At 60.5% G+C, this 14,637-nt stretch carries 13 protein-coding genes; 1 reads left to right on the plus strand and 12 read right to left on the minus strand.

The features are described 5' to 3' along the window. Positions 1-93: 93 nt before the first annotated feature. The 6 genes from hemP to FQ705_RS15540 all read right to left on the minus strand — a co-directional run bounded on the left by hemP (position 94) and on the right by FQ705_RS15540 (position 8,789). Positions 94-354, minus strand: a complete 261-nt coding sequence (hemP, locus tag FQ705_RS15515; protein ID WP_144142564.1) for a hemin uptake protein HemP — start codon at positions 352-354, stop codon at positions 94-96. A 183-nt stretch (positions 355-537) separates the two neighbouring features. Continuing rightward, positions 538-5,541 (minus strand): RHS repeat-associated core domain-containing protein, encoded by a 5,004-nt coding sequence (locus FQ705_RS15520; RefSeq protein WP_144142566.1) that lies wholly within the window; start codon positions 5,539-5,541, stop codon positions 538-540. A 68-nt stretch (positions 5,542-5,609) separates the two neighbouring features. Further along, the gene (locus tag FQ705_RS15525; RefSeq protein WP_144142568.1) at positions 5,610-6,602 is read right to left on the minus strand and encodes a hypothetical protein; all 993 of its coding nucleotides are present in this window, start codon (positions 6,600-6,602) and stop codon (positions 5,610-5,612) included. Between the two features lie 266 nt (positions 6,603-6,868). Continuing rightward, on the minus strand, positions 6,869-7,354 hold the full coding sequence (locus FQ705_RS15530) for an SRPBCC family protein (RefSeq protein ID WP_144142570.1): 486 nt from the start codon (positions 7,352-7,354) through the stop codon (positions 6,869-6,871). Between the two features lie 35 nt (positions 7,355-7,389). Continuing rightward, a complete protein-coding gene (locus tag FQ705_RS15535) occupies positions 7,390-7,788 on the minus strand; it encodes an OsmC family protein (RefSeq protein ID WP_144142571.1) in 399 nt (132 codons plus the stop codon). Between the two features lie 122 nt (positions 7,789-7,910). Beyond that, positions 7,911-8,789, minus strand: a complete 879-nt coding sequence (locus tag FQ705_RS15540; RefSeq protein WP_144142573.1) for a pirin family protein — start codon at positions 8,787-8,789, stop codon at positions 7,911-7,913. Positions 8,790-8,911: 122 nt separating this feature from the next. Here FQ705_RS15540 and FQ705_RS15545 point away from each other — a divergent pair, with 122 nt between their 5' ends. Continuing rightward, positions 8,912-9,898, plus strand: a complete 987-nt coding sequence (locus FQ705_RS15545; RefSeq protein ID WP_144142575.1) for a LysR family transcriptional regulator — start codon at positions 8,912-8,914, stop codon at positions 9,896-9,898. A 389-nt stretch (positions 9,899-10,287) separates the two neighbouring features. Here the strand turns inward: FQ705_RS15545 and FQ705_RS15550 are convergent, their stop codons facing one another. From FQ705_RS15550 to bfr, 6 genes are all read right to left on the minus strand, one after another. Further along, positions 10,288-10,707 (minus strand): ExbD/TolR family protein, encoded by a 420-nt coding sequence (locus FQ705_RS15550; protein ID WP_144142577.1) that lies wholly within the window; start codon positions 10,705-10,707, stop codon positions 10,288-10,290. A 16-nt stretch (positions 10,708-10,723) separates the two neighbouring features. Continuing rightward, positions 10,724-11,455 (minus strand): MotA/TolQ/ExbB proton channel family protein, encoded by a 732-nt coding sequence (locus tag FQ705_RS15555; RefSeq protein ID WP_144142578.1) that lies wholly within the window; start codon positions 11,453-11,455, stop codon positions 10,724-10,726. A 26-nt stretch (positions 11,456-11,481) separates the two neighbouring features. After that, positions 11,482-12,210 (minus strand): energy transducer TonB, encoded by a 729-nt coding sequence (locus tag FQ705_RS15560; protein WP_144142580.1) that lies wholly within the window; start codon positions 12,208-12,210, stop codon positions 11,482-11,484. A 265-nt stretch (positions 12,211-12,475) separates the two neighbouring features. Continuing rightward, positions 12,476-12,712 carry a bacterioferritin-associated ferredoxin gene (locus tag FQ705_RS15565; RefSeq protein ID WP_144142581.1) on the minus strand — a complete coding sequence of 79 codons (237 nt, stop codon included), beginning with the start codon at positions 12,710-12,712 and terminating at the stop codon, positions 12,476-12,478. A 216-nt stretch (positions 12,713-12,928) separates the two neighbouring features. Continuing rightward, complete coding sequence (murI, locus tag FQ705_RS15570) at positions 12,929-13,816, minus strand: glutamate racemase (RefSeq protein WP_144142583.1); 888 nt, start codon at positions 13,814-13,816, stop codon at positions 12,929-12,931. Positions 13,817-13,971: 155 nt separating this feature from the next. Further along, a complete protein-coding gene (bfr, locus tag FQ705_RS15575) occupies positions 13,972-14,451 on the minus strand; it encodes a bacterioferritin (RefSeq protein ID WP_144142584.1) in 480 nt (159 codons plus the stop codon). Between the last annotated feature and the right edge of the window lie 186 nt (positions 14,452-14,637).

Raw genomic sequence — 14,637 nt, forward strand, 5'->3', positions numbered from 1 at the left:
GTTCTCACGTGCAAGCCGTCGTGGCTGGCTAAAGCCCAACACCTCTCGAGGAGGTGGTCCCCACAATACCCGGTACGTACTGCCTGTTCGTTGCTACTTCGTCAGAATCAGCTTGCCCAGACGCGTGGCGCGCAGTTGGTAAGTCTCACCGTTATGCACGATGCTGACGTGACTCTGGCCTTGCAACAGCGTGTCGCTACGGACCACGCGCGTTGTCGATTTGCTGGAGCCGCTGTCGCGATCCGCAGCCGGCTTCGCCGCAGGCGCCGTCGTGCCCGAGGGCTTGGGACGGCTGGTCAGCGCGGCCACCGGGCGGCGCAGGCTGAGGGTCGAGGAGCGGTTGAGATCGGTCATTCGTTTTTGCTGTTCGTCGATTCGATGGAATGATTCTAAATGATAATCGTTCCCATTTACAAGTAAAGGATTTGATCGGAACGCGTTTCCGATAGTCTGTGCCGAGTAGCGGGGCGGCGTGTGATGTGGCTCATGTGCCGCCCCCGTTTTCCTGTTTCCCCATTTCCCGGTGAGTAGCCCGAATCAGGCGATGCCAGGACTGTCCGGTATGCCGGGAATCTCGATCTCCCGCCGATACCGGCCGGTGGCACGGCTGGGATGGATCAGGGGCAGCAGATGGACGCCCGGATGCGAGCCGACGATCGAGACGCAGTCGTCCGAGATATCGCCGTCCCAGGGAGAGTTCGTCGAGCTTTGGCTCCATGTGCTCGATCCTGACTCGGAAAACCGCCGAACCCGGTCGGCGCGATTGCCCCCCGTGTCAGGAGAGCTGGCCGCCCACGCCTCACGGCGCGTTGGACGCCCCGACGCCTCGTCGGTGTAACGTCGTGCCGTTTGGCCGAGTTGAAGATCGTCCGACGATGCGCTGCTGAAACCGGTTGTCGACGGCCGGTTCGAATCGAGCGAGGAGACGGACGTGCGTTGGCGCAGCACTGAATTTGCGTTGTCCGAATGAAGCCCCGAGCGAGCGCCCGATGGCGACGATGCCGCTGTGCGCGGGCTCACGTCCGCCACCTTTTGGCTTTTGAGCTTCTTGATACGGTGCGATGCCTTGTCGGTCAATTCGACGCCGCCGGAGATCAGTCCGAAGGCGAACGATTCCCACCCGAGGGCCTCGGAAGCCTGTTCGTCGGTTTGTTCGAGCGCGGCGCTGGCGATACCGGTTGCGTCAGCGAGGACGCCGACTGCGCCGCCGACCAGATCGAGTCCCGATGTCGCCTCGATCGCCGCCAACACACTTCCCTCCACCGCGATCGACACGCCCGCCGAAAAGATCGCCAACAGGATGCCCATGATGCCGCTTGCAATGCCAATGGAGGCCTGCCAGCTCATATGCCCGCTCGGATCGGCGCGATTGACCGGATCGCCCGCGCAATAGGCGTATGCGTTGAGCCCACCGGCGCCGAACGGGCTGAGCGCGTCTGGCGACACGAAGCGCATGAGTCTCGGGTTGTAGACGCGATAGCCGTCGCCCAGGTGGTACAGGTTCGTGACGGGATCGAGTCGTTCGCCCATGAAGCCAGGCAATCCGACGGTCCTGGAGGCTATGCCGTCTCCATAGGGGAGGTAGCTCATGAGTGACATTGCGTCGCGTGAGTCGATCGATAGCTGCGCGCTACCCGCTGCATCGACGCCGACCCGCGTGAGTGTCGAGTCGACATCGCTCGGCTGCAGCGCCGCTGATTCGTCGACGAGGGCAACACAACTTCTACCGAGCCGGATGATCGCCGCCTGCGCGTCGGGCGCTGTTCGAAGGTCGTTGACCAGCCGGCCGTCGCGATAGCAGAGCTCGCTCGATTCACTTTCACTCAGCGCCTGCGCGACCAGCCGGTTGAGTGCGTCGTAGCCGTAGGAGGTGCTTGCCGTCGCCGTCGCGGCGGCGTTCGCTTTCCGGAGTCGGCCGCCCACGTCGTAACTCAGCGTGCGACCCGCGTCGTCGGTGATCATGCGGCCGTTCGCGTCGTAGAGCAGGGTGACTGTCGCCGGATACGCGCCGTGTGTATGCGTCACCGACGTCAGTTGCGTGGGGTCCTGGGCATTGTCGTAATGGAAAGTTGCTGTGTCGTTTTCATTGCCCGTGCCGTTGCCGGCATCGCTAAAGACGGTCACGCACGTTGTCAGATTGTTCAGCGCGTCATAACTGAACGACTGCTCGGCGATCGGCTTGCCGTATGGGTCCGCATTCAAAGCCGTGCCCGCGCACGAATACTCGACCAGCCGATTGCGGCAGTCGTAAGCGAAGCTTTCGTCGCGCAAGACCGTGTCGTTGCTGCGGGTCACTCGCCGCCGAAGCTGCCAGTTGGGATTCCATTCCTGCGCGATGTCCAGTACCTGAGTCTCGTCCTGCAGATACTCGCGCCGGATCTCGCGACTGAAGTCGTCGAGCGTCAAGCGGGTTTGCAGGCGCATGCCTGTTGCGGTATCGAGCGTCGTGTAGCCGACCACGCGTCCCACCGCGTCGTATGTCGTGGCGACCTGCACGGCGGGATGATCGATCCCGACGTTGCGGCCGAGTTCGTCATATCGATAGGTCTGCAAGCGAGCCGAAACGTCGGTGACTTGCTGCAGGCGTCCACGCAACGAACCAGCATAAGCCGCGGATTTTTTCGAGTCGTCGTTCAGCGTCGATGTTTCCGCAGACAACGTTCCAGAAGCGGCATAACGCCATTCGCACGTCGGCGCATTGTCTTCCGTCGCAGTCAGCATTGCGCCTGTCACACGATCGTACGTGAACGATTGTGTGAGCGAACCCGCTGAGCGTTGCTCGAGTGCATCGTCGAGTTGCGCGACATAGCGGCTAGTGATCGTTTCGTTCGCCGGCGTCGTGATCGTTTGCGGACGGCTCGTCACGCCGTCGTAGCGATACGAGTATTTGCGGCCGCCGCTGCTCGATTGTGAAAGCCGCTTGAGGCTGTCGAAAGTTTGCGAGCCCAGCGTGGTCGTTTTGTTCTGCGCGTCGGTGACGCTTACGCTGGCGATGAGCGCGTCCGCGCTGAACGGCGCATACGTTCTGCTGATCGCCGTGTTGTCGGGTAGCGTGATGGTCTTGATGCGATCGAACGGATCATAGGCGTACTGGGTGACGCGACCCAGTTCGTCGATGTGTTCTCGCAAGCGACCCGCGCCATCGTATTGCTGGGCAATCGTGCTTTGGGCGATGCCGTTCGCGTCATAGTCGGTCTGTGAGAGGGGCAAGCTCCGCAAGTCGTATTGCGTCACGCGTTTGCCCAGCGTCACACGATCTGGCGGTCCGGCGTCGGCCGGTCCTTGCACTTGCGTGCTCAATGTCAACTCGACGGGGGCGTGGCTCTCGAGCAATGTGCGGCCATCGCTCCAGCTTGTCTCGCTGCGTTGTCCCCATGCGTCGTATCGAATCGCCGCTTCGTCCTGCACTGCCGTCTGCGCGGCGGCGCCGTTTGCACCGCGCAGATAGTCGCGACTCATGCCCGCAATCGAGTGGCCGAAGGCGTCGTATTGCTTCGAATCGATTTCGTACCAGTTCGCGGCATGCCGCGGCCCGCTGTCCAGTTCGTCGATGTCGTTTGCGAGCCGCCGCACGGCACGGCCGAAGCCGTCTACCTCCGCTCGCAGCGCGTTGCCGCTGGCGTCGGTGGTGGTCGTGGTAACGCTCAGTTGGCCGGTTGCGCTATCCAGGGTTCGCTCGTGAACGAAGCGCGTCGTGTTTTCGAATTCGGTGCCGGGATTACGCGTGCGGCTCAGCATGCGACCACATGCGTCGTAGGTGTAGGCCGTTTGATTGCCGTGGACATCCGATTCCGACCACAGCCGTCCGCTGAAGCACGATTGAGAGCGCGTGATCGATGCACTCAAGCCGTCGTGACCGGAAAAACTCGTGAGTTGCCAGAGTGCGTCGCTAGCGGTGTCGACGGTGAAGTCGAACGCGAGTGAACTGGAATAGGTGTCTCCAGTCCCGTTCAGATCATGCACGCTCGAGGTAATACGCTTGATGCGTCCATGCTCGGAAGAGGTGGGCGCGTCCACGTACTCGGTGGTTTTATCCACGATCGGCGCACCGTCGCAGGTGTGAGACTCTTGCGTCAGCACGACCAGTGAAGCAATCGGGGCACCGGCTAATTGTGCTGGCAGCATCGACCGATAGCGGAAATGCTCCGTGCGGATCGGTGTATCGAATCCGGACGCGCCCGGCGTGAGGGTTCTGGATTGCGTGAAGCGGACAAATCCATTGGGATCGGGCGGGCAGTCATCCGCGCTGCCTTGCGCCGGGTAATAGACCCAATCGACTTGCGTTCCGTCGGGCATGATCAATTGAAGCGGATTGCCGGCGGAATCGAATAGCGTCGCGACGGTTTCGGTGCGCGATTGAGCGCCGGCCGGTTTCGCGTAGTCGGTATAGACCGTATCGATTTGCCGGGGCAGCTGGAATTGCTTCGGCTGCTGGTCGAAAGGCGCATCGGCGATTGCATAGTAAGTCGTACGCGTGGTCTTTTCGCACGACGCCTGTCGCTCCACCTGTGCGACAAGTAAATGGAAGCTGTCGTAAGTACGGGTGACGGTGATGACGGCGGTGTCGCTTTGGGTCGTTTCGACGGATTGATACTGATAGTCCGTCAAAATCCCGTAGAGATAGTCCGCGTCCGGATGCCAGGCCGCATCGGCGCCGTAGCCCAGATAGTTTTCGGGCGTGTACTCGTAAGTGACGACGACGGCCGGCTGACCTTGTCCCGGATCCTGTACATAGCGCGCGACTGCCGGCAGCGGTGACAGATGCGCGCTATCGGGGAACTTCAATCTTGCAGTGTATGAAGCTGTTTCGACTAAACCGGTGGGCGCACGCATGCACGAGAGAAGATAGTACGAGTCGACCTGTTCATACTCGAACGACCAGCTAAGCGCCGTCTCGTCCGGTAGCGTCTCGATCGTCGTCAGATTGCCGTTCGACAATCGTAGTGTGACGTCGTAGGCTTCCTGCTTGTCGGGCCAGATGTGGAGCACCGTCGATGCGGCGTCGTCGTAGTTTATCCGTAGAAGGTCGGTGCTTTCGTCGCTGACCCGGCTGAGTTGAGGGCCCGGATCGTAGGACCACGAAAACTTCAATACGTGGCCGGCGGGTGTGTAAATGGCGTACGGTACTTTGATCGTATCAGCCGTGTCCGGTCCGCTCAGAAGTTCTATATCGCCGGATTTGTGCGTGATCTTATAGGCGTTCGGAAGCCGCTCGAACCTGAAGTTTGCGAGGCCTTGTTGACGCAGCCACACTCCGCTCGCATCTTCATCGACGATATAAACCTCGCCGGTCGAAACAGTGAGTCGTTTCTGCCCGGTATCGTACATGGAGTACTTTAGCGAGAAACCAGTGCCGAATCCCATGTTCTCATCGAGTAGCGCGCTATAGCCGAGCGTGATGTCGAAGCTCGGTCCCATGTTGGCATTGCCGACCAGTCTGGCAATGGGTGTGACTGGGTTGAATAGGCCCGTACGCGGGTCTACCCCGCGTGCTGCGGAACTGCAAAAGCTGAATGCGTGCGAATAGAACGAGTTGTTCATGGATCGACCTCTCGGAGCGCTGACGGTTTGGGGTGGCCAGACTCGGCCTTGGCGCGCGGTTGAAGAGGTCAGTCCGTCTGGCCTTCGATCAGCGACAGGGTATTTCCGTCATCGCTTGCCGCGACATAGAACTTGCCGGTATTTCCGTACTGGTCGTACAGGGTCACGTTGCGATTAAAATAATTTAAGTCCCAGCTTGAATCGGGATCGTCTTTTAAGCTGCCGACGCTTGAGCCTGTCGTGGTAAGCCGGGCCATGGTGAACTGCCCGCTGCGCTGATTCACGCTGAAATCCCTCTGGGACTGCTGCATGGAGATCATTGACATTTTTCCCGGCAGGCCCAATTGCGCGATGTAGCCGCTATTTTCCTGAAAGTTCGCTTCGACGCCCCAGTAAGTCCGTGCGTCGTACGCTTGTAAGCGAGGGATATCGTCCACGTCATAAGGCATGCTCGCAAACTCCGGGTCATCGATCGATTCGACGAACACCCAGTGAAACTTTTCATCGGTGATCTTGCAGTAGTAATTGTCATGATCGCAATTGCCGCCGTTATAGGTGTCTTCGCGAGAAACCGATATGTCGTCTTCGGTGTATCGCCTGGCGGGGTCGGCGCGACCGACGATGTGGTCTTCGAACCCTTGTGTGCCAACTTTGGCCGTCGAGATGATTTCTCCGCTGGGCAGGGCGAACCGAACGGAGATCGATTTGGGGTTTTCCTGGTAGTCCGCCGCGCACATCAGGAAGAAGACGCATTGCGATGCGTTTGCAGCCGACGCGGCGCCGACGTGATAGCGATTTTCCGTGACGGTGTAATTCCATTGGGTCTGCCTGTCCCGACTCAGATCGCTGCCATCGGCATAGTCGACCAGCCAGGCGTGATTGATTACATCGGCCGGCGTGAGGTCGATCTCTTTGCGATCTGAATCCAGGGCCGTGACGCTCACGACCACACCGATCTGATGATTGCCATTTGCATAAATCTTTCCGTCAGTGAGCCCGGTGTCAAACATCAGCGACAGCGAGCTCAGGCTGGTAATGTCATTCCACGATTTCGTAGCCATATCGATGTTCCTTTGCAAAGATGCACCCCGCCCGAACGCAGGTGCGATTGAGAAAGAAAGCGAAGTTGAAGGTGATGTTTGGAATCCTGAATATAGTGAATATTTAGGATGGGAATCACACAGATTCGTGCGGCGGGTAGTCGCGCCGCACGGATACGAACGAACGGCAAGGCGGGAGCGGGAAGGGTGCTGCGGAGTGACGCGGGGAAGTTTGTTGCCGATGCGCGATGCCGGCCGGCATCGCGCAGGGGTGACGCCTGGTGAGCTTAGTGAAGCTTGTTGCTTTCCTCGTTACGCGGTTGCACGAACTGACGGATCAGCCGCACCGTGTCGATATCGTTCTCGCGATACGCCGACTTGACGATTTCCTGCGTCTGATGCGCGTCCGGGTCGGTCGATTCCGGCAGCGTCGTGGCGTACTGGAAGCGCAGGAACAATTGCAATTCGTCCGGCTGCTCGATGGTCATGGTCAACGATCCGCCCACGTAGTCCGCAGTCGGCAGAATGTCATAGCGCACGCTCTGACGGTCCGCCAGCGTGACGCGATCGCGCACCGTAGCCTGACCGTAGTGCAATTCCCGTTCGAGCACGTTGCCTTCGCGCGAAAGGATCGTGCAGCTGTCGAGTCCGATCACAAACAATTGGGGCTGTTCGGCGCGCAGCACGAGCCCCTCCCACAATTGCTCGCGCGTCATGGATTCGACAAACGGATTCAACGGGTCGTTGATCTGGATAAGATGTTCGAAATTCAAAACGACAGCTTCCTATGAAAGCGTTGCAAGACGTCTCACGCGACGGCCAGACCCGAACGGATCGTGATCGAATGCGTGAGGATCTTATGAACTGGGCATGCATTGGCGATTTGCAGGAGCCGTTCCCGCTGTTCGTCGGACAAATCGCCTTCCAGCACGATCTTTCGGTCGATGGTCGTGCCGGCGTCGCCGGTTTCGAGCGAGAGCGCCACGCGCACGTCGGCGAGCGGCCACTCCTTACGCTGGGCGTACATTTTCAGCGTGATGGAGGTGCAGGCGCCGAGACTCGCCAGCAGCAACGTAACAGGTGCCGGCCCGCGATCGCCGCCGCCGAGGGACTCGGGCTCGTCGGCGAGCCAGCTGTGCTTGCCGTCGTCCAAAAGGACCTGGAAATTCGTCGAGCCGATATGGGCGGTGACGGTGGTTTCTGCCATGCGCGCTCCTGAACTGGGACGGAATTCGCCGCGCGTTGCACCCGCTACGAGTGAGCGGGGCGGCGCGCGGCCTGAATTGCTATTGTGAACGAATTTGGCGGCCTAGGCGCCCCGACTGCCACTCAATGGGTAATCTCGCCCATGCGTCCGGCCTGGTAGTCGATAACGGCCTGGCGGATCTCGTCCTCGGTATTCATCACGAACGGGCCATAACGCACCACCGGTTCCTTCAGCGGCACGCCGCCGAGCAGCAGGACTTCGAGCGGTTCGGCGCCGGCGCTCAGCGTGACGGAATCGCCGTCGTTCTGAAATACCACCATTTTTTGCGCGTCGATTGCCTGGCGCGCCTCGCCTTCGCCGTAAAAGCCCTTGCCGGACAAGCTATAAGCGAACACGCGATAGTCGGCGGGCACCGGTTGCTGGATGGTGGCGCCCGGTTGCAGAGAGAAGTGCTGATACAGGATCGGCGTGCGCGTTTCGATAGCCGCTTTCACGCCAAGCGCCTCGCCGGCGATCACCTTGACACGCACCTTGCCATCCGCGGATGTCGCCACGGGAATGCTCGCCGACGGCATCTCCTGATAGCGCGGCTCGATCATCTTGTCGCGGCGCGGCAGATTCACCCACAACTGCAAGCCGTGCACGCGTCCACCGGTGCGCACGAAAGACGGATCGGGCATCTCGCTGTGCACGACGCCCGCGCCGGCGGTCATCCATTGCACGTCGCCGGCGTGCAGGGTGCCGGAATGACCTGCGGAATCCTTGTGACCGAATTGACCCTCGAGTACGTACGTGACCGTCTCGAAGCCGCGATGCGGATGGTCCGGCGCGCCTTTGGCTTCGCCCGGCGCGTAATCGATCGGTCCCATTTCGTCGAGCAGCAGGAACGGATCGAAATCCATCAGCAGACGGGTGGGGAAAGGGCGGTGCACGATAAAGCCGCCACCCTCGGTCGTGCGAACAGCCGGAAACGTGCGTTCGATCGTGCGGTTCGTGCTCATCAAAGTCACCTCAAAAAATGGGGAATAGCGTTATTTTTGAAACATAGGGCTATTATAGGGACCGTTTTCCGGGGTGCCAGCCGCTGTCGCGCAATGGATTGTTCTATTAATGGAACGATGAGATGAAGATTGATTCGCATAACCTGAACGACCTGATGTACTTTTCGCAGGTCGTCGAACACGGCGGTTTTTCCGCTGCCGAGCGCGTGCTGGGCATTTCCAAGTCGCGCTTGTCGCGCCGCTTGACGGAGCTGGAGGCGTCGCTGGGCGTGCGTTTGTTGCAGCGCTCCACCCGCAAGCTCGCGCTGACCGAAGCCGGTCAACTGTTTTACCAGCACTGTCAGGCGATGCTGAGCGAAGCACAGGCGGCCGTGAACGTGGTTCAGCAACTGCGTTCGTCGCCGCGTGGCAATGTGCGCGTCAGCGTGCCCGTCACGATTTCGCAGACGATCCTGTCGCAGATCCTGCCCGAATTCATGCATCGCTATCCGGAAGTGCGGGTGGTGATGCGCGTCACGAATCGCGTGGTCGATCTGTTCGAAGACTCGATCGACGTGGCGCTACGGGTGCGCTCCGATCCGCCGGAAAATGCCAACATCGTGGTGCGGCCGCTGTGGCGCACCCAGCAGATGCTGGTCGGCGCGCCGAGTCTGTTGCAGCAGAATGCGCCGCCTTTGCAGCCCGCCGATCTGAACCGCTTCGAAACGCTGGACGTGCCGACCGGCGACGGTCGGCACGTGTACAACCTGATCGCGCCGGACGGCACGCGTCATGCGCACGAACACGAGCCGCGCCTCGTGACGGCCGATCTGATGACGATTCGCGAGGCGGTGCTGGCGGGCGTGGGTATCGCCGCGCTGCCGGAGATGATGTACGGTGCTGCGTTGCGCGCCGGGCAATTGTCGCCGGTCATGCCGGGTTGGACTTTTCCGACGCCGCAGTTGTACGCGGTATTCGTCTCGAGGCAGGGCATGGTGCCGGCGGTGCGGGCATTCGTCGATTATCTGGTGGAGATGCTCGATCCCGACGAAGGAAAACACATCATGGGCGAGTGCCCGGCGCACGAAGCAAAAGCCGCTACGCAGCGCGCTTTCGCCGTCGCCTCATAGCACTCGGCTCATAGCACGCATTACGCGCCGCAACATCGCTTTTAGCATTTAAGCGCGGCCTGTCATGAGTACTTTCAATGGCCGTTTCCTTGAATGCTCGCTCGCGCGGACCTATAGTGAAATCCCTTCGCTAAGGAGTCTCTTATGCGGAAACTCATGGCCGCTATGATAGCCGGCCTGATAGGGCTGACCGCGCTGTCCGTGTCGATCACGGCCGTCGCATGCGGTGATAACACGAGCTATCAATCTTCGAACGATGGCAAATGATCCCGCCGCCCGAAGGCGCCGAGTGCGCACAAAAAAAGGCCTTCATCTGACGATGAAGGCCTTTTACTTTTCGGCCCCTGTTTCAGGGGCTTTTTTACGCGCTCGTCAGTCGACGCTGCCGCTTACCTGCTCTTCGGCTGCGTGACGAAACCGATCTTCGTGAGGCCGCCGGACTGCGCCGCCGCCATCACTTGCGCCACTTTTTCGTACGCGACCTTGCGGTCCGCATCGAGGTGCAACTCGGGTTGCGGGTTTGCTTGCGCGGCTTCCGCGATCTTCGCGGCGAGCGCGGCCTCGTCGACCTTCTTGTCGTCCCACAGGACGTTGCCGTCGGCGTCGATCGCGACCGTGACCTGCGCGGGCTTGGTGTCTTCCTTCTGACTGCTGGCGTGCGGCAGATCGATCTTGACCGCGTGACGAATCACCGGAATCGTCACCATGAAGACGATCAGGAGAACCAACATCACGTCGACGAGCGGCGTCATGTTGATTTCGTTCATCAGGCCGTCGTCATCGTCGCCGGCAAAGGGGCTCATTGCCATGGGAGTGCCTCGTCGATCAGTGCGTGCGGGTCGCGAGACGCAGGCCGTCGCCGCGCCTGGACGACGACAGGCGCGCGCCCGTCACGAAGAAGGCGTGCAGACCGTGTGCGAAACGGCTGAGTTTGGCGACGACCGCCTTGTTGGCGCGCGTCAACGCGTTGTAGCCGAGCACGGCCGGAATCGCGACGAACAGACCGAACGCGGTCATGATCAATGCCTCGCCCACCGGACCGGCGACCTGGTCGATCGACGACTGACCGCTCGCGCCGATGGCCAGCAGCGCGTGATAGATGCCCCACACCGTGCCGAACAAACCGACGAACGGCGCCGTGCTGCCGATCGACGCGAGAATCGCGAGACCGCTCTGCATGCGCGCGACGCTCTCATCCATCGTGTCTTTCAGGCAACGCGTGACCCAGTCCGACACGTCCATGCGATCGTGCAGATGCGGCTGCGTCTGATGATGGTGATCGGCGGCTTCCTGACCCGACAGCGCGAGCGCGAGGAACGGGTTGTCCTGCGGCGTGGACGAACCGGCGCCGAGCTTCTTCACGCCGTCCGCGAGATCGTCCGAATGCCAGAACGCCTGCTCGGCATTCTTCGTCAGGCGCTTCAGGCGCATCACGTTCCAGCCCTTGATGACGATCACGCTCCACGACATCACCGACATGATCAACAGCGCGAGCGCGATACCGCGCGTCACGAAATCCCCTTGCGCCCACACGTGCGCTATTCCGTAGTTCTGCATTGCAATTCCTTTTTTTAAAATCTGCCTCAATCGTTCAGATTGAAGTCGTAAGGCTGGGTGTAGGCGGCCCGAATCGGCTGACCGTTCTCGAGAAATGGCTTGCAGCTGGTCTCATGCACAGCGGCAAGCGCGGCATCGTCAAGGCGGCTGAAGCCGCTGCTTTTCTTGAGCTCGATGTTTTCGAGCTTGCCGGTCAGACCGACCACGAACCGCACATAGGCCGTACCGGTTTCGCCACGCCGCCTGGATAGCGACGGGTAGTCCGGCTTGGCGATATTGCAGTCGAGGTGCGAAACGTTTTTCGGCGCCGTGATTTGCAGCGTCTCCCGGCCGACTGCGGGCGCTGCCGGAGCGGGCGGCGCAGCCGGGGCCGGCGGCGCGGGCGTCGGATCCGGTGCGGCGACTGCAACCGGCGACGGCGCGGCGGCCACTGGCAGCGGCGTCGGAGTCGGCCTGGGTGTCGGCTTCGGCTGGATCTTTGGCCTGGTATGAACCGGCGGCGTCGGCTTGGGCGGTGGCGGCGCGATCGACTGCACCGCGACGGGTGTCGCAACCGGAGCTGGCGGCAGCAACTGCGCGGTCATGACGTGCGATTCCAGCGTCGGCTGCACGGGTTCATGACGCAAGGTCATGATCACGGCCAGCAGCGCGACGTGAATCGCTGCAACCACGGCGGTTGCGGTCAGGGCGCGGGAGTTCAGTCGGGTGGACGAAGCCGGCACGGAGCCGGCTGAAACGGTAGGCGAGGCCTGCATGTTAGTGTGGCAGCGCGCTGCTTGAGCGGCGCGTCAGACAAGGCATCGTCATGTTCGAAAGATCAGCAACGAAATGAACAAAGTGGTCACGAAACCAATCAGCAATTCCATCTCTAACTCCTGGAAGGGGTGAGCGGGGTAGCTGGCTGGTACGAATACTGGCTTGCTGACGGTAGTGGGATAACGCTAAACAGCGTGAACAGCAGTAGGACCAGAAAGCGTCCCGACGCGCGGTGTGAACCGCGCCTTGAAAATCGCGTTGGACTCAGGCGGCCTTGCGTTCGTAGAAAGTCATCGGCATAGCCTGCGTGTGATGGTCGAGGCCACAACGGCTCGCGCACACGCCGCTTTGCATCATGACGTCGCGCACCGAATCCGCGCACTTGCCGCAGCACATCGCGACGCCGAGCTCGAACTGAAGTTCGTCGAACGAGTCGACACCTTCCGCAATCGATGAGCGGATCGTTCGGTCAGAAACAGACTTGCAGACACAGACAATCATGGCAGGGCGTCATAGCTAACGTTAATGCGAATTATTATCATTTTGTTTGAGCCGTTTGGCAAGCGCCCTGCATGGTTTTTTGTAACAAAACCAGACTCTTAGAAGGGTTTCATCTATAGGGCGGGATCGGATGCGGGCCGCTGACGACGGCCGCCGGCGTGCGAAAAGTCTGGGAAAACCGCCTCGCCGAGCAAAAATTCGCTGCTTTTTGCCGATTTATGCGGCTTGGGAGTCCGACGCTGCGGTGCGGCGCGAAGGAATCACCACTTGCTCGACCGTGGCTTCGATGCGCAGCAAACTGGCGGCAAGCTGCTGCTGATGTGAGCCGTCCGCGGTTGAATAAAAGCGGGGCAGAACGGCGGCATCCTCCGACGGAGCGGCGCGCAAACCGTGCTGGTCGAGAACGCGCTCCAATTGGCGCGCGATGGCCACGCTCGTGTCGATCAACATCAGCCGGTCGCCGACGATATCGCGGATCGCCGCATCGAGAAATGGATAGTGGGTGCAGCCGAGTACCAGCGTATCCGCACCGGCGTCGAGCATCGGTTCCAGATAGCTGCGCAGCAGGGTGCGTAGTTCGGCCGAACCGACGTCGCAGCGTTCAACGGCTTGCACGAGTCCGTGACCCGGCTGACAGAGAAAGCGGCAGTCCGCTGCGTAGCGTTCGAGCAACCCCTGAAAGCGCACGCTGCGCAAGGTCACTTGCGTGGCGAGCACGCCGGCGACGCGGGTTTTCGACTGCAGCGCCGCCGGCTTGACGCCGGGTTCGACGCCGACCAGCGGAATGGACAGCTTTTCCCGAACCAGAGCGATCGACTGTGCAGTCGCCGTATTGCAGGCCACGACCAGCGCTTTCGCGCCTTGTGCGACGAGCCATTGCCCAATCGCGAGCGTACGGTCGGCGATGAAGTCGTCGTCGCGCTCGCCGTAGGGGGCATAGCGCGAGTCGGCCACGTACAGCAGTGCTTCGTCGGGGAGTTGCGCCCGCACCGCGCGTAGCACCGACAAACCGCCCAGCCCCGAATCGAATATGCCGACCGGCGCGCGCGAAGCGGCATCGGAGGCGATAGTCCGGAGATTCGGAGAAAGCGATTCTGCAGGCATAGGCGAAGAGGGCGCGCGGTAAAGCCGTTAAGTTACGCCACTGAGTGACGTTCGGCAAAACAGGGAAGTGCGCAAGTATATCGCCCGCGCGGCGCAGCTCAGGACCGATGAGCTTGCTCGTGACCTGGCGCGCGGGCCGATGCAACCGGAGCCGATCAGGACTCGATCGAACCCATGGCGGTTTGCTGGTAGTTCTGAATGCCAACCTTGTCGATCAGGTCGAGTTGGGTTTCGAGCCAGTCGATATGTTCTTCCGTGTCGTCGAGGATCTTCACGAAGATTTCACGCGAGATGAAATCGCGAACCGATTCGCAATACACGATGGCTTCCTTGCACGTGCTCTGCGAAATCTGCTCGAGCTTCAGATCGCATTCGAGAATTTCCTTGGTTTCCTCACCGATCAGCAGCTTGTGCAGGTCCTGCAGATTCGGCAGGCCGTCGAGCATGAAAATGCGTTCGATGAGCCAGTCGGCGTGCTTCATCTCGCCGATCGATTCGTCGTATTCGTGCTTGCCGAGTTTCTCGAGGCCCCAGTGCCGATACATCCGTGCATGCAGGAAGTACTGGTTGATGGCAGTCAGCTCGTTCTTGAGCTGCGAGTTCAGATACTCGATAACTTTCTTGTCGCCTTGCATGATGTTTCCTTGAGGGGTCTTTGAATCGTGACTTTGAATTTTCAACAACAATAAACGCCATACCTGAAAAAGCCAAGGAAACAGACGCAACTTTTGACATTGTTTTCAGGTATCGCGCGTCGCATTGTTCGCGACATAAAAAAGCCGGGACCGCAGCCCCGGCTTCTTAATACAAGTGAGATGCAA

The organism is Paraburkholderia sp. BCC1884, assembly GCF_900996225.1.
GTDB lineage: Bacteria > Pseudomonadota > Gammaproteobacteria > Burkholderiales > Burkholderiaceae > Paraburkholderia.